Below are 23087 nucleotides of genomic sequence, written 5' to 3' on the forward strand. Positions count from 1 at the left end.
ATCAGAAAATCTACTATTTTCTGTGCAGATTTTTATTGCTAGTATAACTGAATATAATTAAAAGCAATAGAGAAATGCTAATTTATATAATAACTTCAATAATAATATTATTATTATTAATAATATTTACTCTTTTATATAACAAATTAATTTATCGCAAAAACCAAGTTGATAATGCTTTTTCTACAATTGATGTACTGCTACAAAAAAGATGTGACCTAATTCCTAATTTAGTGGCTGTAGTTCAAATATATATGCAGTTTGAAGAAAGAACCCTCGTAGAAATTACTAGGCTAAGAAGAAAGGCGAATTCTCAGGGCGTCACGGGAGATAACAGAATTATTGTAGAAGACCAAATTACGAGAATATTAAGTCAAATCATGGCAGCCGTAGAGGCTTACCCAGAATTGAAAGCTAATCAAAATTTTCTGCAATTACAATATTCATTGCATGAGATAGAAGAACAAATTTCTGCTGCTAGGCGATTTTATAACACTGCTGTCACTGAATACAATAATGCAGTAGAAATGTTTCCGAGTAATTTAATAGCCTCGTGGATGCAATACAGACTAAAAATACAGTTTCAAGCTACTCCAGAAGCCAGAAGCAGAGTCAATATTTGATGTAAATATATGGCAAAATCAAAAATTTTTCTGACATCTGAGCAGGCTATAAATTTAATAAATTCTGGTTATCAAGCCATTGCCCAAAAACGCTATATAACAGCAATAAAAAATTTGCAGAAGTTTTGTCAAGCCGCTCATCCCAGTACAAAACACTATTTACAGGCACATAAAACACTATTCAAATTATATCAAGAATGTGGGCAAAATAATCAGGCGATCGCTTTACAACAAAAATTACTGAATAGTCAGGATACAGTCACCAGAAACTGGGCTGAAAATCTTGCATTGACAGATATAGAATCTGTTGACGTAACAAAACAAACAGAGTCAGAAATTACAGATTTATCAGAAGAACCAGGAATTGAAAACTTTCAACCTCAGAACATTAATAAATTTAAAAAATTTTGTCAAACAGAACTTTTAGATGAATTGCAAAAAATAGAATATATTAGAAAACAAGTTTTATATTTAATATTATTAGTTCATATAGTGTTTTTAACAATTTCAATAACAATAATTCTAAATTTTTTATCTAGTTTTTATCCTTTGTATGACTTATTTGCGAGTGACTTGGATTACCTGATTTCCGAAAATGACTCTAATGATATAACAGTGCGATTGATCATCTTTGTTATGTTTTTCTTTCTACCACTTTTATGTCATATATCATTCATAATTTTGACAATCTGGATATGGACATTAGTTTATTCCTCTATATATGCCAGATTTGCCAAAGCTATGAAATTAAAAATTCCAGAGGCGATATTTAATTTTATTGATGAAGATAAACATCTAAAATATTTTAATTACTTCACAAAAGAGAAGGAAATAGAAATATTACATTCTTTCCAACATAGCCAAATCCTACAAGGTGTTGTCAAAAGCAACAATATTATCAAAGACAACTATATTGAAGGTAGAGTTAACGGGGTTAAAATTTGGTTTGCAAATATCCGTGCAGAAATAGAATTAAAACATGATGGGAGTAATTCCTCAGATTTGACAAATTTAGCTATTAATCAAGAAATTATCAAAACTACTAAGAAATCAAAAAATAAATTTTGGTTATTTAATTCCATTTTATCAAATTTAATTTTACCTATTGCCTATATATCTTCGTTGTGCTGGCGATGTTTAAAGTCCATTTCATATATGTTGAATACTGTTTTACGCGGTAGAAGTGTTGATTCTCAAAGATTTACATCAGAAATTGTCAACAATGAAGGAAAACAGATAAGCGTAATATTCAAGGGATTATTTTTCACAGCTAAATCTCATAAAAATTCTCAAACAGCAATAACTATTCTGCCAAAATCAATTAATATTAATATTCATGCACTTCATCATGGTACAAAGCAGTTAATTAAACTAGAATCTCCTACCTTTGAACGATTTTTTACAGTATATAGTGATGACCAAGTAGCAGCACGTTATATTCTATCTACTGATTTAATCCACAAAATAGTTCGATTTCGCCAGAAAACAAATAAGAATATTTATATTTCCTTTGTAGATAACATGATCTATATAGGTATTGAAGAACTTTTAGATAATGAAATATTTGAGCCAAATCTCTACAAAAATAGTTTAAGATTTGCTCCACTGAAGGAATATTTTGAAAATATTAATTTAGTCTTAAGTATTGTAGAAGATTTAAATCTTAATAGAAATATTTACCAGGATTCATAACTTAATCTAAAAAAGGTTAAGCATACTCAACATCAAGTACATAAATCATCCTATTGGCAGAAACTCAATCTGTCTAGTAATAGATGCCATATAGTTAACCAATTAAAGATACTAGAAGGAGTCGTAAACCGTTTTTAAATCTATAGGTAACGAAATGTTGGGAACTTTTTTAATAACCTTAGCCACAGCACTGAGTCTACTAATTGTAGATTTAGTTGTACCAGGTGTAAATATTGCTAATTTCCCGGCTGCATTAATTGCCGCTTTAGTGATTGGTTTAATTAATGGTTCAGTAAAACCTGTTCTCTCAACCTTATCCTTACCCCTCAACTTCCTAACACTGGGAGCATTTTCTCTAGTAGTTAACGGTATTTGTTTTTCATTAGCAGCCGCGCTAGTTCCTGGTTTCAGTGTTCACGGACTGATTGCTTTTATTCTGGGGCCTGTTGTTTTATCTTTTGCTAATACATTTATTAGCAAGTATTTTGCTGAAAGAAATCTTGCTTTGAATCCTAATGTGGATACTAAAGGCGAATTACCATCAAGCTAACACTACACATCTTTACCAAAGTCAACCAAATCTGAAGATAATTCCTGAGATGGAGTAACTAATTTGGTTGCTTCCAGACAATGTAAACACACTTGCAACTTAATAACAACCTTATGAAATTATTACGTTTTATTCTTGGTTTAGTGCTACCACCTTTAGGTGTTTTCCTAACTGTTGGAGTAGGGCCAACCTTAGTGATTAATATTTTACTGACACTTTTAGGTTGGCTTCCTGGTAGTATTCATGCAATTTGGGTAATTGCTAAACGCGAAGAACAATTAAACGCCGAGAGAGGAGTTTACTAAGGGAGTTCCAATTTAAAAAATATACTATCACCTTGATGGCAAGGGGGCAGGGAGCAGGGGGAAAACATCTGTTCTGGTGTACGCAGTTCATGATGGCTACTTAAATCTGGATAGTTTATTTTCTGGAATTCTCTAAGATTTTGAGTTATTGTAGGGGGATGAATTGAAATCCCCGACTTTAAATAAGTCGGGGATTTCAACATAGGAAATTATTCAGTAGATTGTCAACAACCTATTTATGAACTATTTCCTTATCTTGTTTATTCGGCTCTTTATCTTTGAATAAATCTGCCGTTGCTAGTAACAATTCTCGCAATGTTTGTTTGATTTGACGTTCTTTTCTGGCTATAGCTGTACCAGCTTCACCTAATTTAAGTTCTAATTGCGATCGCTTCTGCTCTACCTGTGTAGCTAAAGCCTCAGCTTGGGGACGAGCTTGATTATACCAGTTGTTAGCTTCCTCTAAATAATGCTGGACTTCATCAGCGCGTCCACCGTAGCGTGCAGCTAAATTAGCACGCACAATTGCTAGTTGTGCTTGTAATTGTGCGTAGCGTTTCTTTAATAGTGCCGCTTCTTCGCTATCTTTGATAGCATCAATGGCAGAATCAATGGCACTTTTCGTATTAGCAGTTTTTTCTTTACCTGTTTCCGCAATTTCTGCGAGAATGCCATCAACATCTTGCTGAATCTTTTCCTCTTCGCTATCTATTTGAGCTTGGAGTCTTTGCAATTCTGACTGAGTTTTCACTATAGCCTCATGTCTTTTAGTGTTGACTCCCTCAATAGCACCTTCTATAGATGCTGTTACTTCCTCTTTTAATTCAGTACCTTTATCTTGCAGATTTTCAACTACGGCGGAAACTGCATCTTTGACAAGTGTGCGAATTTCGTGAGAACCTTCTTTAAACTCAGAAGCTACTTGAGCAACTGCTGATTTGACAATCTCCCGAATACGTTCAGTCCTTAACTGACCAGTTGCTTTTGCTTGCTGCAAATCAGATTGAATTTGCTCTTTGATATTATTAGCCATTTTCAATTCTTGCTATTTAGATAATTTGGATAAACTTCTTTAAACAAAGTCTGCTAAAAATATTATGATGTGAAATTTTTATAGTAGGTACTTCCTTTAGATAGAAGTTAAAATACTCAGAACCTCAACTTCGTCCTAAATTCACTAGCAATCTTACGAATACTGGTGCAGGCGATCGCCAATTTATGAGAAAATAATCCCTGGCTAATAGTTATGATCAACAACAGGAATAATCACTGTGAAAAAAATATTTACATTAGTATTTATCATGTTATTGATTACCTTGAATTTTCCGTCACCTGTCAATGCAGTCGATACAGCAAATGGTGCGGAAATATTCAGTGTTCATTGCGCTGGTTGTCATATTAATGGAGGTAATATTGTCAGGCGCGGTAAGAACTTACAAAAAAAGGCACTCAAAAAATATGGTATGGACTCCATAGAAGCTGTTACAGATATTGTAACTAATGGTAAAAGTAATATGTCAGCTTACAAAGACCGCCTCACTGAGCAAGAAATTCAAAATGTTGCTGCTTATGTTTTAGAGCAAGCAGAAAAAGGATGGCGGTAATTAGTCAACAATTAACAGTTAATAAACAAAATTTAAATATGAAATTACCTGTAGAAAGTCGTTTACAATTTACCCCTGATTTAAACATCTGTCGGATATTAAACGGTATGTGGCAAGTATCCGGCGCACATGGCAGAATTAATCCTAAAGCTGCCATTGAAAGTATGTTTCAATATGTCGATGCAGGTTTTACAACTTGGGATTTAGCAGACCACTACGGCCCAGCAGAAGATTTTATTGGAGAATTTCGTCGTCAGTTAGCTGCTAACCGTGGACAAGAAGCTTTATCTCAAATTCAAGCTTTTACCAAATGGGTACCTCGTCCTGGAAAAATGACGAAGAAATTCGTGACGGAAAATATTGATATTTCCCTAAGAAGAATGGCTGTAGAATCTCTAGATTTAATGCAGTTTCATTGGTGGGAATATCGAGATAGCAATTACTTAGATGCTCTCAAATATATGGCAGAACTGCAAACTGAGGGCAAAATTAAACATTTAGCATTAACTAATTTTGACACCGAACACCTGCAAATTATTACAGAAGCTGGGATCAAAATTGTCTCTAATCAAGTGCAATTTTCTTTAGTTGACCGTCGTCCTGAAGTAAATATGGTGAAATTTTGTCAACAACATGACATCAAACTATTTACTTACGGTTCACTCTGCGGCGGATTTTTATCAGAAAACTATTTGGGTAAACCAGAACCACGAAGTTTTGATTTAACAACAGTTAGCTTACGCAAATACAAAAATATGATAGATGCTTGGGGTGGTTGGCAATTATTTCAAGAGTTGCTCAATACTCTCAAACAAATTGCTGATAAACACCAAGTTAGTATTGCTAACGTTGCTGTTAGATACATTTTAGATAAACCAGCCGTTGGTGGAGTGATAGTTGGTGCCAGACTAGGGATAGCCGAACATCTAAAAGATAATGCCAAAGTCTTTAGTTTTAAGTTAGATGCTGAAGATAGCGATCGCATCAATACCATATCCCAAAAATCACAGGATCTGTATGCGTTAATTGGTGATTGTGGTGATGAATATAGGCGGTAGTTAGGGACTGGGGACAAAGGCAAAAGGTAAAAGGCAAAAGGTAAAAAAAGGAAAAGATTCTTTTGCCTTTTTACTTTTTCTGGGACTGGGTATTATTGAATTTTTTATGATCTTTGTGTTGTATGAAAAATGTTCTTGCGGCTGGAAATTTGCGGAAAGTGCATCACATTGCGCTAAATGTGAAAAATATGCAAGCATCCCGATATTTTTACGGGACTATTTTAGGTTTGCATGAATTGACTGGTGAAGAAGTTCCAGCTACTTTAGTGGAACTAGTCGCTGAGGGGAAAGTTGCAAATTTTATTACCCCTGACGATACAATTCTCGACCTATTTTGGACACCTGACTTAACACCACCCAATCCAGACCCAGAACAAAGTTTTACTAGAGCATATCACCTCGCTTTTGATATTGACCCGCAATTATTTGAACAAGCGGTGGCAGTTTTGCGAGATAATCAAATTCACATTGCTCATGGCCCAGTTAGTCGTCCGACTGGTAGGGGTGTGTATTTTTATGACCCCGATGGTTTTATGATCGAAATTCGTTGTGACCCACAATAATTAAATATGTCCACACGGTTATTTCAAGTCATTGAAGACGTAGTTAAACAACCACCAATTCCCCACGAACCGCATAAACAATCATTAAAAGCTTGGGCGATGTATTGTTTAAGAGATAGAGGTTTTATCGTGGTTTACGCCCAAAATGCCGACTTTGCCATTGAACCCAAAGGCGGAAACAAACTTTACTTTAAAGTCACAACTGATCAAGCCGATGTTGATGATGCTTACAACTGGATAGTCTGGGATAGCGTCACTCAAACCGCCAGTCTTATTCCCGCACAGGGTTAAGGGACTTCCAGCTTAAACAATAGGCAGGGGGGCAGGGGGCAGGGGGCAGGGGGAAAAAGAACGATTTCTAATCTCGGAAATTGGATAATTTATTTTTTCAAAAAGCGTTGACGCATCCGTATAGTAAAACTATTGACTTCTGGGATTTTCATCAGGTAGGCAATTACTCCAAATACCATTAGACCCACGGCACCAGATACACACAACTGTAAAATTTGAATCATTAAACCCTGTGTACCCAATAGTCTCTGCGTTCCCTGCAATACCCCAAAGCTAGCAACTCCCGCCACTACACTACCAGCAGCCAACCCTAAAATCGGTAAACTCCACTCCCGTAAAGGCAAACCATGCAAGCGGCGGTGTAGTATCCATAACAGCATTAACATGGAACTACAATTGACACCAACAGTTGCTAACACCAAACCAGGCGCACCAAAGGGTTTCACGAAAATCCAGTCTAGGACGATATTGAGGAAGATGTTAAATGTACTGATACGGAAAGGTGTCTGTCCGTCGCCTAATGCGTAAAATACGCGCACCAAAACATCCCGTCCCAGATAGACAAACATCCCAATCCCATAGGAAATGAGTAGTGAGGAAACTAACTGTGTAGCCCCTTGTTTAAACGCGCCACGCTCATAAACTATCTGCACAATCGGCACAGACAACGCCACCATTAACGCCCCTAACGGTAACATGGTCACAGCAGTGAGTAATAACCCTTGACGAATGCGTAATTTTAAATCTGGCCAGTTTTCTGGTTCGGCGAGTTTCGCGAAAATCGGTAATAGGGGTAATAAAATAATGTTAGAAATAATCCCTAAAGGTGTTTGTACTAGCAAGTTAGCATAGTTAAAACCAGCCGCCGCCCCTGGGATGGGGCTAGCAAAATATAAGTCAGTCGCCACATTAATCGGCATCATCCCCGAAGACACCGTTGCCGGGGTCATGATTTTGATTACTTCCTGCACGCCAGGGGATTTAAAATCAAACCTCAGCCTTAATTTACCCAGTCCTAAACGCCACTGTACAATTAACTGGACTAACCACTGAAGAATTGCCCCAGCCAGAGTTCCCCAAGCCAAAACCATCCCACCAATCAAAGCGTATTCTGGCTTGATGATGTCTTTGCCATATTGCAAAGCTAGTACCCCAATCCCAATTACTACCGTTACACTCGATAACAGGGGACTAATAGAGAGTAGCCAGTATTGATTAGCAGCGTTGAGAGTCCCAAAACCAATGCCAATTAACCCAGAAAATAAAGCCATCGGGGCCATGATTTGCAACTGTTGAATCGCGATCGCTCTCGTTTTCGCATCCAAACCATAACCCACAATATCGATCACAGTGTCTGCTAAGAAAATCTGCGCCACTGTCACCAGTAACAACAAACCCCCCACCAAAGTAGTTACCGTCTCTACTAAAGGGGCAGCTTCTTCTTGCTTCCGCTTGGCTAAAACGCTAATAATCGCGCTGTGTAAAGGCCCATTTACACCGCCTAGTAAGACTAATAAAAACCCAGGAATCACATAGGCGTAACTATAAGCAGTAGCAGCAGCACCCACACCAAAAGCAGCTGCGATCGCCTGCTGTCTGATTAAACCGAAGACTTTACTAATTAACGTGGCTGCGGCCACAATACCAGCAATCCCAGCGAAAGAACGTGAAGGTTTTTGGTCTTGATTAGTCACAAATAATACCCGACAACTTTTGCAGACTGCATACCTGAGTAAATTTAACCGGAAAGTTTGCAGTCTGTCAGGCTAATTTTAAGTGATCATGGCAAACATTGCATATCAACATAAAATTAATGGACAAAAATGGGAAATATAACATAGCCCCCGTTCAGGGGGAAATAATTCACTGCATCTCTGTTAATCATTAGATCACTATTTTTACTTACTTTTAGAGAATTCTAGTATAAAATATATCAAATATAAAACAACGAAACTTGCCACTATGGGACTACCTGCAAATCAAATTGTATTATCCAGCACTCAACTACAAGAGCAACTAGAACAACAAAAAACCCTAGCCAGGGTGATTGGCAGAATTCGGGAATCTCTGGATTTAGAAACCATTCTCAAAATTACTGTTCAAGAAGTGCGTCAATTGTTAAATACTGATCGGGTTGCTGTTTTTCAATTTGATCCTGCACGAGACTGGGAGGGGGAATTTATTGCTGAAGATGTTGCCCCTGATTGGCTATCAGCAATGTCAGCAAAAGTCTACGATCACTGTTTTGGTGAAAAATTTGCAGCTTATTATCAACAGGGAAGAGTGCAAGCAGTTGCAGATATTTACGCTGCCGGACTAAGTAATTGTCATGTAGAAATACTTAGTAAATTTCAAGTACGCGCTAACCTCATTGTTCCTTTATTAAGAGATCAGGAGCTATGGGGATTAATTTGTATTCATCATTGTCAGGAAGCTCGTCAATGGCAAGATTCAGAAATTGAATTTATCCGCCAAATTGCTGATCACCTCACCATTGCTATTCAACAAGCCAAGCATCTCCAAGAAGTCCAATTGCAAGCCGTCAAACTAGCGCAAGCAGCCCAACGAGATCAAGTAATCTCTCAAATTGTTGATCAAATTCGCACACCTCTAGACATTGAAACTATCTTTCAAAGCACAACTCACGAAATTCGGCAGTTACTCCAAGCTGACCGAGTTGCCATATTTCGCTTTAATTCTGATTGGAGTGGTAACTTTGTCGCTGAATCTTTCACTGAAGGTTGGACACCTCTAGTAGATGTGCAACCTGTAATTAATGATACCTACTTGCACCAAAACCAAGGGGGACGTTACGCTCAAAATCAGACATTTACCGCTAACGACATTTATCAAGTGGGATTAAGTGAATGTCATATTCTGTTATTAGAACAATTTCAAGCAAAAGCTTTTGCGACTGCTCCCATTCTTCAAGGTGATCAACTCTGGGGTGTCATCGCTGCTTACCAAAATTCTGCACCCAGACAGTGGCAAGCCTATGAAGTAGAGTCCTTAAGTAAAATCGGCACGCAAATAGGTGTAGCGTTGCGTCACCACGAGTTACTAGCACAAGCTCACAACCAAGCAGAACAACAAAAGACTTTAACCAGCGTCATTACGCGAATTCGTCAATCTTTAGATTTAGAGACAATCTTTCAGACTACAGTTACCGAAGTCCGGCAAATGCTACAAGCCGACAGAGTAGCAATTTTTCATTTTGACCCCCAACAAGACTGGACAGGAGAATTTATTTCTGAAGATGTCGCTATTGGTTGGGATTCGGTCATAGCCGCCAAAGTCCATGACCACTGTTTTGGAGAGCAATTTGCCGCCTATTATCAACAAGGTCGAGTACAGGCTGTTGCTGATATTCACGACGCAGGTTTAAGTGAGTGTCATACTCAGATTCTAGGCCAATTTCAAGTCAGAGCTAATTTAGTAGTACCACTGCTCAAACAGGGTAATTTATGGGGCTTATTATGTGTGCATCAATGTCATCACCCCAGAATTTGGCAGTCTTCGGAAATTGAATTTGTTAGTCAAATAGCAGAAAATCTGGGAGTAGCTTTACAACATAACCAACTTTTATTAACAGCTCAATACCGAGCAGAACAACAAAAGACCTTAACCAGCGTCATTACACGCATTCGAGAATCTCTGGATTTAGAAACGATTCTGCAAACTTCCGTTACTGAGGTGCGACAACTACTACAAGCTGATCGTGTGGGAGTCTTCCGTTTTGAACCGGACACAGATTGGGAAGGGGAATTTATCTATGAAGATGTAGCTGATGGTTGGAATTCAGCGATCGCCGAAAAAGTTTATGACTACTGCTTTGGTAAAAGCTTTGCATCACTTTACGCTCAAGGTCGAGTCAATGCGATCGCGGATATCCACCAAGGCAATTTTCCCGCCTGCTACATCCAAATTCTCGAACGATTTCAAGTACGTGCCAATTTAGTTGCCCCACTTTTAAAAGCAGGTGAACTTTGGGGATTACTCTGTGTTCACCAATGTAAGCTTCCTCGCCACTGGCAACCCTCAGAAATTGAATTTGTGAGCCAAATTGCCGAACAATTAGGAGTTGCTTTAAAACAAGATTCTTATTTAAAACAAGTACAAATTCAAGCCGTGCAATTAGCAAAAGCTAACGAGCGAGAAAAAGCTATGGAACGGCAAAAATTATTAGCTGCCACCGTTGATAAAATTCGTCAGTCTCTGGATATTAAAACTATTTTTAAAACCACTACTCAAGCCGTCCGCGAACTATTAGAAGTAGAACGAGTGGCTATATACCGTTTTAACTCCGATTGGAGTGGTAAATTTGTAGCTGATTCCTTTAAAGATGGCTGGCAAGCTGCAACTAAAGTACAACCATTAGTTTTAGAATTCTTTGAAGATACAGACGAAGATGATAAATTTCCCCGCAATGAAACTTTTGTTCCCATTCGCCAAGGAGAAAAATTATGGGGCTTATTAGTCGCGTATCAAAACTCTCAGCCCCGCTACTGGAAAGATGAAGAAATTAACTTATTAGCTCAAGTAGGTGTACAGTTAGGCATTGCTATTCAACAAGCAGAATTACTCGAACAAACCAAACGTCAAACCCTAGAACTAACTCAAGCTTTATATGAATTAAAACAGACCCAAGCTCGATTAATCCAGGGAGAGAAGATGGCAGGTCTGGGACAACTATTAGCTGGGGTCGCTCACGAAATTAATAATCCTGTAAGTTTTATTTTTGGTAATCTTATTCACCTAAATGAATATATCAAAAATATCTTCCATGTTTTGCAAATGTATCGTCAATATGAATCTCAATTTCCCCATATCCAAGCAGCATCAAAGGATAGTGATTTAGAATTCATCATTGATGATTTACCTAAAACACTCGACTCTATGAAAATGGGTACAGAGAGAATTCTGCAAATTGTGTTGTCCTTAAGAACTTTCTCTCGTACCGATGAAGCTGAATTAAAATCAGTAGATATTCATGAGGGCTTAGATAGTACCTTGTTGATTTTAGGACATCGCCTCAAAGATAATAACCAACGTCCTGCCATAGAGGTACTCAAAGACTATGGTAATTTGCCTTTAGTTGAATGCTATCCAGCACAACTAAATCAGGTATTTATGAACTTGATTTGCAATAGCATCGACGCATTAGAAGAAAAATTTACCATTATTTGGCAAAGAAGTTTAAAAGCATCAAAGCCTTGTCCTAAAGTCCCCTTAACTATTTGGATCAGTACAAAAATTGTAGATCAGAAAATCCTTATTAGAATAGCTGATAATGCTTTTGGAATAGCACAAGAATTAGTTGATAAAATCTTCGACCCTTTCTTTACTACTAAAGAACCAGGTAAGGGAACAGGTTTAGGTTTGTCTATTAGTTATCAAATAATTGTAGAGAAACACTCTGGTAATATCAGATGTTTTTCCAACCCAGGAGAAGGAACAGAATTTATTATTGAACTTCCCTATATTAATAGCAAGTAAACATATCAATTTACACCAAAAATTTAGGAAGACTATATCTCACTACAAACTATTTTTTATCGACATCCTAAACTTTCTCTTGTGGATATACCTGTAACAGAATTGACTCCATCGGCTCTTTCGCACAGTAAAGATACTTGATAACGGTCGATAATTGCGTCTGTAAAATCAGCCCCGGTAATATCAGCATCATAAAAACGGCTGCTGGTTAAAGTAGATTCTGTAAAAATGGCATTTTTCAAATTTGCACCATCTAAAGTCACCCGATCTACCAAAGCACCCGTTAAATTTGCCCCTTCTAAATTAGCTTTTAATAAAACGCCCTTCGTCAAAATAGCATTAGTCAAATTCGCCCCTTGAAAATTTGTACCCCGCATTTCTGCTGCTACAAAAGTGACACCCACTAAATCAGCGTTTTGAAAATCACGATTTTCCAGATGAGTATTGCTGTAATTAATAGTATTCATCTGAGCAAAAGCTGGCTTGGGATTGATGATGAGCCAAAACCAAGCCAGCAACAAAATTACTATCAAACTTAATAATCTCAGCCAGAACTTTTTCATAACTTTACAAATTTCATTCATAGTCAATAGTCAACAGTCTTAATTCCAAAGCAACAGCTAGTCACCCTTATAGGTCATCTTCTATCATCCCTTGAGAAAAAATAGTCAGATCACTATTGACTAATGACTATTGACTAATGACTATTGACTACTTCCAATCCTTGCCGATGCGGATTGTGATATCTGATTCTAAATCCCCTGTGGATTTAACTTCAACTAAACCCAATCCTAAGATTTTCTGTAGGTTAACTCCTGCCGAGCGATCGCCCTTCTGTACAATAATTTGTGTTTGACGTTGGGTGTCAGGCCAAGCGGGAACGGTGTAAATATTTGTAAAGCCTTTTTGTTTCAAGTAAGCAATAGCTTTTTCAGTTAACTGGGGTTGATTGGAAGCATTTTGGATAGCAATTTTGAGCTTAGATACTGGTCGAGAATCAGGCTTAACACCAGATATATCTACCCCTACATAATTATTCAATAAATTTTGCTGTCCGTTCAAATTCAGCCAATAGCTATGGGGGTCTTTACTAAATTTGCTGAATGTACCAGGTAACATCGTCATTTGGAAATTATCCCGTTCTAAATTGACGGAAAAATTCACCAATGCCATCATTTCTTCTATCTTCAAATTGGTATCAAAATATTTCCGCATCAAGCGGGTTAATTGGGGCAATCTCGGTAAAACCGTAGGACTGTTGAGCCTTTGCAGCACTGCTGTTACTAGTGCTTGTTGTCTTTGCACTCTGGGTAAATCCCCTAGTCCTGCCTCTCGGTAACGAGCAAATAATTCTGCTTGTTCGCCATTGAGGGTTTGCCAACCACTAACTAAACTGACACTTGATCCACTAACTGGATCTTGATAAGTCATAGCTTTGGGGACAAAAACTTCTACCCCACCCAATTGATCAACTAATTGCCGTAATCCACTAGTAGAAAGGCGAATATAGCGGTCAATTCGGGCATTATTCAGCGTCCGGCTGACAGTCCGGGCAGCTAACACTGGCCCGCCTTTGGCATTCGCCTCTGCCACTCTAGTTAATCCCTGTTCTGGGATAGCAATCATCGTGTCGCTGGGAATCGACAGCACCCGCATAGTTTTACTGTTGGGGTTGATTCTAGTCAGCAGCATGGTATCGCTATTGCCAGAAAAACTTTCCGGTGAGCCATCCACAGAACCTTTGACTGGTTCAATTCCCATAATCAGAATATTCATCGGTTTGGATATCTGATACTGGGAAATTTTGCTCCATAGTTCCCCAGGTAAGGGCATTTTCTGTTCATTTTGACCGGAAAATCCCAGTTCTTCATCTGTACGGTCTAAGTTACTCCATAAAGGAGTCCATAAAGCCAAGGTGGATACTAACAGCCCAGACATGATGATCCCTAATACGGCTGTCAAAATCCACAGTAACCAGCGCGGCATGGATAATCCCAATCGCTCATACAGCTCATTGGGAATCGCTCCTACAGACTCTACAACATTACGAGAACTGTTAGCTGCTTGTTCTTGTGTTGTTATTTCTTGGTCTGTTGCTGATTGCGCTAGAACTTGATTCTCGATACGTTGTAGTTGCCCAGGTTTTACCCCAAGCTCTAAATCTGGTATCTGTTGAGGTGTAACCTGATCTTCTGACCATTGAACCTGTTTTATCACAATTATCTCCCCACTCAACCACTCCCTAAAAGTTATGTTAATCCAAGCCACCAAACTTGCCAGTGTCAGACTGCACTGTAAACTTGAAATGTTCTAGCGTAGGTCGTATGACAACATGAGTAGTTCTTTGTTCCCAGTCATTCTGGCAGGTGGTAAAGGTGAGCGTTTTTGGCCGTTGAGTCGGCAAGACCGACCCAAACAATTTTTAAGTCTTGATGGTAGCTCTAGAAGTTTATTACAGGCAACTGCCGAACGACTAATTGATGTTGCTGGCAGTTGGCAGGATTTATGGGTAATTACTTCTAGCCAACTAGCTACAGGTATACTACAGCAATTACCAGAATTGCCACCTCCAAACCTGTTGGTAGAACCGCAAGGTAGAGACACTGCTGCTGCTGTTGCTTGGACAAGTTTAGAAATTCAAAAACGTTACGGAGACGACGCGATTATTGGCTTTTTCCCCTCTGACCACTGGATAGCTGACCAACAGGCATTTAAACGCACATTAGATGCGGCTACTCAACTAGCGGCAAGCACTCCAGCTATTGTCACATTAGGGATTAAGCCCACCTTTCCATCAACTGGTTACGGCTACATTGAACAAGGCGAAAAAATTGGTAGCTTTAATGAGTTGCCAGCTTATCACGTCAACCGCTTTACTGAAAAGCCCGACCGTGAAACAGCCCAGACATTTCTGTCTACAGGACAATTTAGCTGGAATAGCGGTATGTTCGTGTTTCGGGCTGGTGTTGTTCTCAAGGAACTGTATACCCATGCACCAGAAATTATTGAACAAATAGCACAAAAAGGCGTTGATGTCTATCCCCAATTGCCGAAAAAAAGTATAGACTATGCACTCATGGAAAAAACTAATCTAGCATATGTTTTACCGGCAGAATTTGGGTGGGATGACTTGGGTGATTGGAATGCTATCGAAAGACTACTGAAAAAACCAGACAATCCTAACGTTGAACTGGCTACCCATGTAGGTCTAGATACGCAAGGTGCAATTATTTACGCTACTAACTCAGAGGATGTAGTTGTTACTATTGGGTTAGAGGATGTGGTGATTGTACGCGATCGCAATGTCACCCTCATAGTTAACAAAGAACGCACCCAAGAAATTAAACAAGTCCTCAAAACCCTACAAAGCGATCCCCGATTTACTGACTTACTTTGAAGAGGCAGGGAGCAGGGGGCAGGGAGCAGGGAGCAAGGGGGCAGGGAGCAGGGAGCAGGGAGCAAGGGGGCAGGGAGCAGGGAGCAGAGAGAAATTTAAATTAATGCCCAATCCCCAATCCCCATTCCCCAGTCCCCAGCGAAGCACTGAGCTTGTCGAAGTGTCCCCAGTCCCCAATCCCCAGTCCCCAATTCCCAGTCCCAAGTCCCCAGTCCCCAATCATTCTTAAATTTTGAATTTTGAATTTTGAATTTTGAATTGATGAGTCCCCATTCCCTAAAACAAAATGTTTTTAACATACACTGTTCCGCGCCAAAGAGAAATTATTGAAGTTGTTCTCCGCAATGGCTGGGATTATATGCGGAGGTTGCTAACTGGTGGTAAAGCTGATGAACCCCAATTACCTACACCTGCGGTGTTAAAAAATATTCTGGTGGATTTGGGGCCTGTTTATGTCAAACTCGGTCAGCTACTTTCTACCCGTCCAGATTTACTGAGTGCTGCTTATATTGATGAACTTTCCACTTTACAAAACGAAGTACCGCCTGTACCTTGGGCAGAAGTGGAAATCGTCATTCGTCAGCAACTCAAACGCCCTTTAGAAGAAACTTTCAAATATATCAATCCTGTGGCAGTAGCGGCGGGATCAATTGCCCAGACCCATCGCGCTACCTTAATTGATGGTCGGGAAGTAGCATTAAAAGTCCAGCGACCAGGAATAGATATTACGATTGTGCAAGATATTGCCCTAATTCAAGGGATTGCTGATTTGGTGGCGCGGACTGATTTCGGGCAGAATTATGAAATCAAATCAATCGCAGAAGAATTCACTAAAGCCCTAGAAGCGGAACTAGATTTTACCAGGGAAGCCGGTTTCACAGACCAACTGCGACGTAATTTATCGCACAGTCGTTGGTATGAACCGCAAAAAATAGTCGTTGCGGAAATTTATTGGCATCTGACTACAGAAAAATTAATGGTGATGGAGTGGCTAGACGGAGTACCAATACTCTCTGCCCAATTAAGCAGCAATGGTCAAGACTCAGTAGCAGAACGTAATGCCGTTACTACACTATTATTTCGTGCCTTTTTTCAGCAGTTATATGTTGATGGCTTTTTTCATGCTGATCCCCATCCTGGGAATATTTTTTATCTGACTGATGGGCGCGTAGCATTGTTAGATTGCGGGATGGTAGGTAGACTTGATCCCCGCACTCAGCAAATTTTGACGGAGATGCTATTGGCTATTGTCGATTTAGATGCGGGACGATGCGCTCAATTAACTCTACAACTGGCCGATTCCGCACAGCCAGTAATTTTGGCGCGGCTAGAAAGTGATTATGACAGGATGCTGCGGAAATATTACAACGTCAGTTTGACGGAGATGAATTTTAGTCAAATCTTTTATGAAATTTTGCAAGTTGCTCGTAATAATAAAATTCGCTTACCCGGTAACATGGGCTTGTATGCCAAAACTTTGGCAAATTTAGAAGGGGTAGCCCGTACCTTTAATCCAGAAGTAAATTTATTTGAAGAAATTCAGCCTTTAATTACAGACTTGTTTCGGCGGCAATTATTAGGAGATAATCCAGTGCGATCGCTCCTCAGAATCGCCTTAGATATTAAAAGCCTTTCCTTACAATCTCCCCGACAAATCGAACTGTTATTAGATCGAGTCACATCAGAAACTCTGCGTTGGAATCTTTCTCTACATGGTTTAGATGGTGTCCGTCGCACAATGGACGATGCCGCTAACCGTTTATCCTTTAGTATCCTCGTAGGTTCACTGATTATGGGGGCAGCAATTATTTCCACTAAAGCCCAAACTACACAGCTATCCTTTATTAGTAGTGTGTTATTTGCCGTCGCCAGTTTATTAGGATTATGGCTAATTATTAGTATCTTGCGATCGGGTCGTTTGAAATGAAAATTCCAAGTTTGCCCCCGTTATACTAGAAAAATGAATCTCATCTTTTAACTGTAATGACGATTAAAGAATTGCTATTACAAGAAATTGAGGATACTCCTAACGAAATGCTAGAGGAGCTACTGGGGCTGTTAAAATCATTTAAAGCATCCCCAAAACAGCCCCTATTCACATATGGAGAACTCTTAGAACGTATTGATTACCTAGAAACAATAGTAGGTATTCGTAAAGGACTAGATGAGTTTGAGCAGGGTGAGGGAATTCCAGCCGAACAAGCCTTGGATACCCTACAACAAAAACTTGGCATTCCTCCTCGCCCATGAACTACCAAGTTCTGATTCAACCTACTGCTTTCCAAGAAATTGAAACATCTTATCGTTGGATGTGCGACAACCTGAGTGCTGAAGTAGCTAATAATTGGTATTACGAACTTCAAGACGCGATCACCTCGCTGCAAGAATTTCCTAATCGTTGTAGCATCGCACCAGAAGCATCATTCATTGGTCGTGAAATTCGGCAACTCTGGGTGGGAAAACGCAGAAAATATCGAGTTTTGTTTGTCGTTGAAGAAGATGTTGTAGCAATTCTTCATGTTCGCCACAGTCGTCAATCTTATCTGGGTGAAGAATCTGAGTAATCTTGGAGATACAAAGGTGCGTCAGTGAGATAAAACTTGACTGTATCAAGAAATTATTTATACTGACGCACCTGACTATAAAAGATGTGATTTACTTTCTTAATTTTGAATTGTTTATGTTGTATACTCAGCGTTAATTTTCACGTAATCGTAACTTAAATCACAACCCCAAGCTTTACCTGCACCGTGACCATTCCCAACGTTGACAGCAATAATTACTGGATTATCTACTCTTTGAGCTGGAATAGTCCTGCGATCAACGGATAAGTCATTACTGTTATTAGTAGCAACAAAGTCTTGGGGAAGCACAGAATTCGCCGCAGCTTGCTTTAAGTATGCACTAGCGGCGGCGCGGTCAAAGGGTAAAGGTTGACCGTTTTCAAACAGGAGAAAATCCCCTAATTTAATATTCAAATTTTCTTGCTCAAAAGGTACACCTGCGCGTCCGGCGGCGGCGGCGATGCGTCCCCAGTTGGGGTCACGCCCGAAGATAGCGGATTTCACTAAGGATGAACCGGCGATGGTTTTGGCAATTTGTCTAGCTGCAAGTTCGTCATGTGCGCCTGTAACTTGCACTTCCATCAGACAAGTTGCACCTTCACCGTCACGGGCGATCGCTTTGGCTAAATGCTGGCATACTGCTGTTAACATGGCCTCTAATTTTTCGGCTTCTGCACCCATTTCCGTAATTGCTGGGGTGCGAGATTCACCATTAGCTAGAGCAATCAAACTATCGTTGGTACTGGTATCACCATCTACAGTAATAGAATTAAAGCTTCTATCAGCCGCCCTGCTTAACATTTCTTGCCAGAGATGCGGTGAGACAGCTGCATCACAGGTAACAAAGGCTAACATCGTCGCCATATTAGGATGAATCATTCCCGAACCTTTGGCAATGCCACCAATGCGGACTGGGCGATCTGCGATAGTAGTTTCTAGGGCAATGGATTTAGTCACTAAATCTGTAGTAATAATTGCACCTGCGGCTGTATCTGAACCAGTATGAGATAGTGCTGCGACTAATTTGGGAATTCCACCCCGCAGCGCATCCATTTTAATACGCTGGCCGATTACCCCTGTAGAAGCTAAGAGAATTGATTCTGGGGAAATATTTAACTCTTTTGCCAATAATTCTGCACTTTCTCCCGCATCCCGCACCCCTTGACTACCTGTAGCGGCGTTAGCTTGTCCAGCGTTGCAGAGAATCGCCCGTGCAAATGGTTTAGCTTGCAAGCGTTGACGACAATAATCTACACAAGCGGCTTTGACTTGGCTGGTAGTAAATACACCAGCTGCGATCGCTTCCACATCTGATACTATCAAAGCCAAATCCGGCAATCCCGAAGGCTTCAACCCAGCCGTGATCCCAGCCGCCTTATAACCTTTAGGTGCTGTCACTCCACCCGTAATTTCCTGCCACTCTGCCATATTTCTCACCCTTACAACTAATTAGCAGCTTGACTGGCGATTATAGCTTGAAAGTGCTGAGTGCTGAGTAATGAGTGCTGTGACGATTTTGGATTTGATTCAATCTAAAATCCAAAATCTAAAATTCCTAGTCCCCAATCCCCTCTTCCATGAAAAAAGGAGAGCCACTTGGGCAGCTCTCCAGATCATCAGGGTGCATCTACTTAGCACAGTATAGCATTTTTGCCATGAGGAGTAACACCCATTATTTCTTTATTTGTATAAAGATTATTAAGAAGTTTTACTGATAACACTTAACATTAAATAAAGCAACCATATATCGTTACTTTAGTAACTCATTATTATTCGCTAGAACAGATATTTTGTATCATTAATCTCACAAGAGATATTTGACTACGATTAACAATAGTGCTAGTTAATAGATATTTGTTAATTGGTTCCTAGTCTAGAAAAACTTGTTTATTACCCAAATTACAAGGCATTCATAATTAAGAAACAAGGAGAGTCACTTGAGTAACTCTCCAGATTCTTAGGGTACATCTAATCCCAACAGAATAACTATTTTAGTCTCAAATTTGACACAGTATTTCTGCTGCTTTAGTGAAAGTATTTAGATATGATGACAAAGAAAATACATTACAAACCTTTGGTTAAAGGAATGGGGAACTTACAGAGGCTATTTGACAATGAAAGTCGTTGACTGTTCCCTGTGTCCCCACTAACCATTCTGACTTTTTACGGGATCTGGAAAACCCCTCTCCAAACCTCTCTCCTTGGAGGCTATCCATTAGTCACATCTTTCTTAACAAAGCTGAAAGCCATTTATAGGAGTAATTTGACGTTGATGATTCCTAGCTGGGGTTGACAGAGCGAGAAAAATATGTGGGGGGGTGGGGCTGACAGGTGTAGGTTTTTGATGTGGGTATGAGTGGACACTCTCAGACAGAGTTCTAAACGTGGTTCAAATAACGAAATTTCGTTCTTAGGTAAAAAATCAAAGACTAAAATTTGAGTTTTCAACTAACGGAAAAACCCCATTTCAGCCACGTTTGTAAAATACCTACACCTGTCAGGGGGTGGGGAGATGGATTGTTGTTGACATACCCAAGGGTATGTTGTTGATGTGGCTAATGGGTTTGCTGGGCTAATTTCCAAGTAGCAGCGATATCATGTAATCGTCGCAATCCACGCCAAATAGTCTTAACTCCAGGTTCACCATCGCTTTTGCAGCTTTTTCTATGAGCTAGATAACCAATTCCACTTGTCGCTGGATGATTTGTCAAATCTATATTTGTTGTGTCCTGAATCATCAACACAATCTCATGTTCTTTGATTCTTTCCACTGTACTTTTGATATGAGCATTGCGTATATCATCTGGCTCAAAGTAGGGCGAACTCCAAAAATCATACGCTGCTGTTGTTGCTGCTACACTTCCGCACGCTTGATACCATTTCCCGAAAAATTTTATACAGAAGTGACTCCCGGAAGCTTGGCTGCATCTAAGTTTTTTAATTGCGTTAGCGTAGCGGGACGTTAGTCCATTGCGTTAGCGGAAGCGGGGCGTTTAGCCCATTGCGAATTGTGAATTGGTATGAGATACGCTACTTGTGGGTTGGCAAGCCAAGTCTTCTACTATACGCACCAGACGTTTGTTTCGTCTTGCATCTCCTAAATCGGCTTGTTTCAATTCTGAGGCAGCCCATTTTTCCATTATCCACCACCCTGATTACTTTCTCATTTCAACACTATACCTACCAAGCTTTCTAGCTATTTTTAAGTAAGTTGTAGTTTTGTTGAGAAAGATCCGGGTAATGGATAGCCGCGTCGGAGAGGGGGTTATACCATTTCACGAAAAACCTGATACAGATGTAAACCCTGAAAGCTTTGCTGCATCTAAGTTTTTTAATTGCGAATTGCGAATTGCGAATTGTGAATTGGTATTAGGGGGTTAGGTTTTACGTTAACTTTTTCACATAACGTGAAAAGTCAGACTAACCATTGAGTTTCTTTTCTACCAATTCATTGGTGAGTTTAGGATCAGCGCGTTTATTGGTCTTTTTCAAAACTTGACCAACAAAGAAGCCTTTGAGGTTGATGTTACCGCTACGATATTTTTCTAGTTCTTTGGGGTTAGCTGCAATTACTTCCTCGACGATGGGTTCTAATACACTAGGATCTGTAATTAGCTCTTGGCCTGCAAAAGCTTTTTCAGGAGACAAGCCAGTTAGTAAGTCTGGTAACTTTTGTTTAGCTTGGGCGTTACTGATTTTGCCACTCTCAATCAGCTTAATTACCTCAGCTAAATTGGCGGGTGTTAAACCAATCTCAGTAATACTGAGTTTTTGCTTGTTGAGATAGGCAGCGATATCTTGAGTAATCCAGTTGGCGGCGGTTTTAGGATTAGCACCACTAGCAATTACAACTTCAAAATAAGCAGATGCGCTACTTTCTTCTGTTAAAACCCTTGTATCGTAGGCCGAAAGCCCTAGTTCATTTTCGTAGCGGTGGCGTTTTTGGGCTGGGAGTTCTGGAAGTTCACTGCGCCATTGATTTAATTGTGCTTCTGAAACTTCAATGGGTGCTAAGTCTGGTTCAGGAAAATAGCGATAATCGCTAGAACCTTCCTTACTCCGCATACTGATGGTACGTTGTGAACCCTCTTCCCAGAGGCGGGTTTCTTGGATGATACGTTCTCCAGTTTCTACGGCGGCAATTTGACGTTCAATTTCGTACTCAATGGCGCGTTGAATGGCGTTGAAGGAGTTCATATTTTTAATTTCTACCTTCGTACCAAATTCTTTTTGTCCTACGGGACGAATGGAAATATTCACATCACAGCGTAGAGAACCTTCTTGCATATTGCCATCGCTGACACCGAGATAGCGCAAAATCCGCCGTAATTCTTGGGCGTACTCAGCTGCTTCTTGTCCCGAACGGATATCTGGTTCAGAGACAATTTCCACTAATGGCACACCTGCACGATTGTAATCTACCAGAGAATAGGTAGAACCAGATAGGCGATCGCTACCAGCGTGGACTAATTTCCCCGCGTCTTCTTCCATATGTAAACGCGTAATCCCAATACGTTTACGCGTTGGATTCCCATCCGCATCTACTAATTCAATCTCTAACCAACCATGTTCTGCAATGGGGAGGTCATATTGAGAAATTTGATAATTTTTCGGTAAATCAGGGTAAAAATATTGTTTACGGTCAAATTTGCTATATCTAGCGATTTGACAATTTAATGCCAACCCTGCTTTCACAGCGTATTCTAGAACTTTTTGGTTAAGTACAGGCAAAACCCCTGGTAAACCCATACACACTGGGTCAATATTAGTATTGGGGTCAGCACCAAAGGCTGTAGAGCTAGTAGAGAAAATCTTGGTATTTGTACTCAGTTGGCAGTGGGTTTCCAAGCCAATAATCGCTTCATACTCAGTTTTTACGCTCGTAGCAGCAGTCATAATATTAAATTCAACAAGTTCACGTAGATTCCTATTTTAGCTTCACGG

Annotated in this window: 19 protein-coding genes and 2 pseudogenes; 13 read left to right on the forward strand and 8 right to left on the reverse strand. The window is 39.8% G+C overall.

Annotated elements, in window-relative coordinates; genetic code table 11:
* Positions 1–74 precede the first annotated feature (74 nt).
* From ACQFX9_RS10900 to ACQFX9_RS10915, 4 genes are all read left to right on the forward strand, one after another.
* Positions 75–623 carry a LemA family protein gene (locus tag ACQFX9_RS10900; RefSeq protein WP_427162015.1) on the forward strand — a complete coding sequence of 183 codons (549 nt, stop codon included), beginning with the start codon at positions 75–77 and terminating at the stop codon, positions 621–623.
* A 9-nt stretch (positions 624–632) separates the two neighbouring features.
* Complete coding sequence (locus ACQFX9_RS10905; protein ID WP_427162016.1) at positions 633–2315, forward strand: DUF3137 domain-containing protein; 1683 nt, start codon at positions 633–635, stop codon at positions 2313–2315.
* Positions 2316–2469: 154 nt separating this feature from the next.
* Positions 2470–2865, forward strand: coding sequence for a phage holin family protein (locus ACQFX9_RS10910; protein ID WP_103138414.1), 396 nt, complete (start codon positions 2470–2472; stop codon positions 2863–2865).
* A 113-nt stretch (positions 2866–2978) separates the two neighbouring features.
* A complete protein-coding gene (locus ACQFX9_RS10915; RefSeq protein ID WP_103138415.1) occupies positions 2979–3170 on the forward strand; it encodes a YqaE/Pmp3 family membrane protein in 192 nt (63 codons plus the stop codon).
* A 232-nt stretch (positions 3171–3402) separates the two neighbouring features.
* On the opposite strand, the gene ACQFX9_RS10920 is transcribed toward ACQFX9_RS10915, so the two are convergent.
* The gene (locus ACQFX9_RS10920; protein ID WP_427162017.1) at positions 3403–4203 is read right to left on the reverse strand and encodes a histidine kinase; all 801 of its coding nucleotides are present in this window, start codon (positions 4201–4203) and stop codon (positions 3403–3405) included.
* A 268-nt stretch (positions 4204–4471) separates the two neighbouring features.
* Here ACQFX9_RS10920 and petJ point away from each other — a divergent pair, with 268 nt between their 5' ends.
* The 4 genes from petJ (at position 4472) to ACQFX9_RS10940 (ending at position 6686) form a co-directional block, all read left to right on the forward strand.
* Positions 4472–4774 carry a cytochrome c6 PetJ gene (petJ, locus tag ACQFX9_RS10925; protein ID WP_427162857.1) on the forward strand — a complete coding sequence of 101 codons (303 nt, stop codon included), beginning with the start codon at positions 4472–4474 and terminating at the stop codon, positions 4772–4774.
* A 38-nt stretch (positions 4775–4812) separates the two neighbouring features.
* A complete protein-coding gene (locus ACQFX9_RS10930) occupies positions 4813–5832 on the forward strand; it encodes an aldo/keto reductase (RefSeq protein WP_427162858.1) in 1020 nt (339 codons plus the stop codon).
* Between the two features lie 122 nt (positions 5833–5954).
* Positions 5955–6395: a VOC family protein gene (locus ACQFX9_RS10935; protein ID WP_427162018.1), complete on the forward strand. Its 441-nt coding sequence runs from the start codon at positions 5955–5957 to the stop codon at positions 6393–6395.
* Between the two features lie 6 nt (positions 6396–6401).
* A complete protein-coding gene (locus tag ACQFX9_RS10940) occupies positions 6402–6686 on the forward strand; it encodes a hypothetical protein (RefSeq protein WP_427162019.1) in 285 nt (94 codons plus the stop codon).
* A gap of 89 nt (positions 6687–6775) precedes the next feature.
* On the opposite strand, the gene murJ is transcribed toward ACQFX9_RS10940, so the two are convergent.
* Complete coding sequence (murJ, locus tag ACQFX9_RS10945) at positions 6776–8380, reverse strand: murein biosynthesis integral membrane protein MurJ (protein WP_427162020.1); 1605 nt, start codon at positions 8378–8380, stop codon at positions 6776–6778.
* 268 nt (positions 8381–8648) lie between these two features.
* Here murJ and ACQFX9_RS10950 point away from each other — a divergent pair, with 268 nt between their 5' ends.
* On the forward strand, positions 8649–12182 hold the full coding sequence (locus ACQFX9_RS10950; protein WP_427162021.1) for a GAF domain-containing sensor histidine kinase: 3534 nt from the start codon (positions 8649–8651) through the stop codon (positions 12180–12182).
* Between the two features lie 56 nt (positions 12183–12238).
* On the opposite strand, the gene ACQFX9_RS10955 is transcribed toward ACQFX9_RS10950, so the two are convergent.
* Both ACQFX9_RS10955 and ACQFX9_RS10960 read right to left on the reverse strand, forming a co-directional pair.
* The gene (locus ACQFX9_RS10955) at positions 12239–12745 is read right to left on the reverse strand and encodes a pentapeptide repeat-containing protein (RefSeq protein ID WP_427162859.1); all 507 of its coding nucleotides are present in this window, start codon (positions 12743–12745) and stop codon (positions 12239–12241) included.
* A gap of 148 nt (positions 12746–12893) precedes the next feature.
* Complete coding sequence (locus tag ACQFX9_RS10960) at positions 12894–14399, reverse strand: LCP family protein (protein ID WP_427162022.1); 1506 nt, start codon at positions 14397–14399, stop codon at positions 12894–12896.
* Between the two features lie 115 nt (positions 14400–14514).
* Here ACQFX9_RS10960 and ACQFX9_RS10965 point away from each other — a divergent pair, with 115 nt between their 5' ends.
* The 4 genes from ACQFX9_RS10965 (at position 14515) to ACQFX9_RS10980 (ending at position 18143) form a co-directional block, all read left to right on the forward strand.
* Positions 14515–15579, forward strand: coding sequence for a mannose-1-phosphate guanylyltransferase (locus ACQFX9_RS10965; RefSeq protein ID WP_427162023.1), 1065 nt, complete (start codon positions 14515–14517; stop codon positions 15577–15579).
* A gap of 286 nt (positions 15580–15865) precedes the next feature.
* Positions 15866–17506 carry an ABC1 kinase family protein gene (locus tag ACQFX9_RS10970; RefSeq protein ID WP_427162024.1) on the forward strand — a complete coding sequence of 547 codons (1641 nt, stop codon included), beginning with the start codon at positions 15866–15868 and terminating at the stop codon, positions 17504–17506.
* A 56-nt stretch (positions 17507–17562) separates the two neighbouring features.
* Entirely contained in the window at positions 17563–17829 is a 267-nt protein-coding gene (locus ACQFX9_RS10975; protein WP_427162025.1) for a prevent-host-death family protein, read from the forward strand.
* A complete protein-coding gene (locus tag ACQFX9_RS10980; protein WP_427162026.1) occupies positions 17826–18143 on the forward strand; it encodes a type II toxin-antitoxin system RelE/ParE family toxin in 318 nt (105 codons plus the stop codon). Before ACQFX9_RS10975 ends, ACQFX9_RS10980 begins: the two co-directional genes overlap by 4 nt.
* Positions 18144–18257: 114 nt before the next feature.
* On the opposite strand, the gene argJ is transcribed toward ACQFX9_RS10980, so the two are convergent.
* The 4 genes and pseudogenes from argJ to gatB form a co-directional block, all read right to left on the reverse strand.
* Positions 18258–19571, reverse strand: coding sequence for a bifunctional ornithine acetyltransferase/N-acetylglutamate synthase (gene argJ / locus ACQFX9_RS10985; RefSeq protein ID WP_427162027.1), 1314 nt, complete (start codon positions 19569–19571; stop codon positions 18258–18260).
* Positions 19572–20800: 1229 nt separating this feature from the next.
* Positions 20801–21016, reverse strand: a pseudogene (locus ACQFX9_RS10990) (IS4 family transposase); the annotation flags it as partial.
* Between the two features lie 129 nt (positions 21017–21145).
* Positions 21146–21283 (reverse strand): annotated as a pseudogene (locus tag ACQFX9_RS10995) (IS4/Tn5 family transposase DNA-binding protein); the annotation flags it as partial.
* Positions 21284–21563: 280 nt separating this feature from the next.
* On the reverse strand, positions 21564–23039 hold the full coding sequence (gatB, locus tag ACQFX9_RS11000; RefSeq protein ID WP_427162028.1) for an Asp-tRNA(Asn)/Glu-tRNA(Gln) amidotransferase subunit GatB: 1476 nt from the start codon (positions 23037–23039) through the stop codon (positions 21564–21566).
* Positions 23040–23087: the final 48 nt, after the last annotated feature.

The sequence above is a fragment of the Aliinostoc sp. HNIBRCY26 genome, from assembly GCF_050235535.1.
GTDB lineage: Bacteria > Cyanobacteriota > Cyanobacteriia > Cyanobacteriales > Nostocaceae > Trichormus.

What these genes read in the sequence shown, in the direction of transcription:
- ACQFX9_RS10965 (WP_427162023.1), top strand. Translation starts at nt 14,515, where the DNA reads ATGAGTAGTTCTTTGTTCCCAGTCATTCTGGCAGGTGGTAAAGGTGAG.
- ACQFX9_RS10900 (WP_427162015.1), top strand. Translation starts at nt 75, where the DNA reads ATGCTAATTTATATAATAACTTCAATAATAATATTATTATTATTAATA.
- ACQFX9_RS10975 (WP_427162025.1), top strand. Translation starts at nt 17,563, where the DNA reads ATGACGATTAAAGAATTGCTATTACAAGAAATTGAGGATACTCCTAAC.
- ACQFX9_RS10905 (WP_427162016.1), top strand. Translation starts at nt 633, where the DNA reads ATGGCAAAATCAAAAATTTTTCTGACATCTGAGCAGGCTATAAATTTA.
- ACQFX9_RS10940 (WP_427162019.1), top strand. Translation starts at nt 6,402, where the DNA reads ATGTCCACACGGTTATTTCAAGTCATTGAAGACGTAGTTAAACAACCA.
- ACQFX9_RS10920 (WP_427162017.1), bottom strand. Translation starts at nt 4,203, where the DNA reads ATGGCTAATAATATCAAAGAGCAAATTCAATCTGATTTGCAGCAAGCA.
- ACQFX9_RS10930 (WP_427162858.1), top strand. Translation starts at nt 4,813, where the DNA reads ATGAAATTACCTGTAGAAAGTCGTTTACAATTTACCCCTGATTTAAAC.
- ACQFX9_RS10950 (WP_427162021.1), top strand. Translation starts at nt 8,649, where the DNA reads ATGGGACTACCTGCAAATCAAATTGTATTATCCAGCACTCAACTACAA.
- ACQFX9_RS10980 (WP_427162026.1), top strand. Translation starts at nt 17,826, where the DNA reads ATGAACTACCAAGTTCTGATTCAACCTACTGCTTTCCAAGAAATTGAA.
- gatB (WP_427162028.1), bottom strand. Translation starts at nt 23,039, where the DNA reads ATGACTGCTGCTACGAGCGTAAAAACTGAGTATGAAGCGATTATTGGC.
- ACQFX9_RS10935 (WP_427162018.1), top strand. Translation starts at nt 5,955, where the DNA reads ATGAAAAATGTTCTTGCGGCTGGAAATTTGCGGAAAGTGCATCACATT.
- ACQFX9_RS10970 (WP_427162024.1), top strand. Translation starts at nt 15,866, where the DNA reads ATGTTTTTAACATACACTGTTCCGCGCCAAAGAGAAATTATTGAAGTT.
- ACQFX9_RS10955 (WP_427162859.1), bottom strand. Translation starts at nt 12,745, where the DNA reads ATGAAAAAGTTCTGGCTGAGATTATTAAGTTTGATAGTAATTTTGTTG.
- petJ (WP_427162857.1), top strand. Translation starts at nt 4,472, where the DNA reads ATGTTATTGATTACCTTGAATTTTCCGTCACCTGTCAATGCAGTCGAT.
- ACQFX9_RS10910 (WP_103138414.1), top strand. Translation starts at nt 2,470, where the DNA reads ATGTTGGGAACTTTTTTAATAACCTTAGCCACAGCACTGAGTCTACTA.
- argJ (WP_427162027.1), bottom strand. Translation starts at nt 19,571, where the DNA reads ATGGCAGAGTGGCAGGAAATTACGGGTGGAGTGACAGCACCTAAAGGT.
- ACQFX9_RS10915 (WP_103138415.1), top strand. Translation starts at nt 2,979, where the DNA reads ATGAAATTATTACGTTTTATTCTTGGTTTAGTGCTACCACCTTTAGGT.